This window comes from Neolewinella aquimaris (assembly GCF_014197245.1).
In the GTDB taxonomy this organism is placed as follows: domain Bacteria; phylum Bacteroidota; class Bacteroidia; order Chitinophagales; family Saprospiraceae; genus Neolewinella; species Neolewinella aquimaris.
Genome location: NZ_JACIFF010000025.1, coordinates 1 through 1,408 on the forward strand (window position 1 = coordinate 1; position 1,408 = coordinate 1,408).

1 protein-coding gene is annotated in these 1,408 nt (G+C 54.0%); it reads right to left on the reverse strand.

Annotated features, from left to right (window positions below; genetic code table 11):
* Positions 1–1,314 (reverse strand): transposase (locus tag GGR28_RS18835; RefSeq protein ID WP_183497385.1); only part of this gene is annotated, 1,314 nt, incomplete at its 3' end.
* Positions 1,315–1,408: the final 94 nt, after the last annotated feature.

A 1,408-nucleotide genomic window follows, 5' to 3' on the forward strand; every position in this document is an offset into this window, starting at 1 on the left:
GACCAATTGTACGCCAAAGAGCTCGGCTAATCGTCCGTATATACCTGAAAAATCCTCGAACGGCTGGGTCGTGAATAAGGCGCGTTGGGTAAACCATACTTTAACGCGCGTTCTGGCGGCTTTTAAAATTACCTGAAATTTTTGGCTACAGAGTTCCATTAACTGGTCGACTAGAAAGGCCAACAGCATCAAGTAGGCCAGGCCCGTAGCCAAGTGTTGCTCCCCGTGCCCGTAGTTGTGCTCAAACTGGTACCCCTGATTCTTCAGGGTATTAAAGGTTTCGTTTTCGATCTTCCAACGACTCCGACCGATGCGCATGAGTTCCATGACGTTGTTGCGGTTAATGGCGCGGTTGGTCACCCAAGTGAAGCGCAATTTTCTCCCGCTGGACCCCTCTATCTCCTCCTCGTAGTGCAACACGTTAAGTCGCATTTGCGCCCAGCTCCCGTTCAGACTCAGTCCAGTAGCCCATTCGAACCGATGAGTAGTTCGGCCCTCCCGGCGAGTAAGTTTTGACGTAGCTCCCCGGACCGACCAGGTTTCGAAGTGTTTGAACAACGCCTGATGATCTCCGGGTTTGGCCGTGATGATGAAGTCATGACCCGCCTCAGTAAGCTGCCTGACCAGGGAGCCACAACTGTATAACCCGTCGGCGACCACCAGAAATTTATAGTTTCGGTAAACCTTGGATACCGTGTCGATGACCCGCCTGGCGGCGCTGCGCTCACAATCATTTTTCTGGCTACCGTCCTGCTGAATGATGGGTTCGGCAACGGCAACAAACACCGTCGATTCGTGGGGGTGAACGATGCTGCCACAGAGCATCTGGTGATGGTAGGACCGTCCGGTTTTCGTCGAATCTCTGGTAAGGCAAGCCCCACAATGGATCCGGGTGGAACGGAAATGCTCCACCCCGTCAAGACTAAGGATCAGCCGGCCATCGAGGACCTGGAACTGGCGGGCACCCCCTACGCGGGCAAAATCGTGTTGGATGAGTTGCGTGATGCGCCGGTGGAAGTAGTGGGGGGCCACCTGATCGAGCATGCGGCGCAATTGGGTGTCGCTGCATACCTGTTGGAGGCCATAGACGGAGCGGAGATTCTGCCGCTGGACAATAGTCTGGGAATCGAAGTCCAGTAGCGAAGGGAACTTCAGGTGAAACAAGGCGAAGCCCGCCTGGCAGATGTCGGGGAGCATCTGGCCGATCACCCGATTACGGGGATCCGGAATAGCCGAAAAGGCCTGATAATTCTGCTGGATTACCGAATCCAAGGTGAGTTCCGACCGATACTGCTGGTAACTTTTGCTGCTCATGCAACTAAACTACTCCACGTAGGGAAATGAGCTTACAGCGCGGAAGAAGATTCTTTATTCACCTTACGTGTACACCTTACCCGGGGAACTGCTG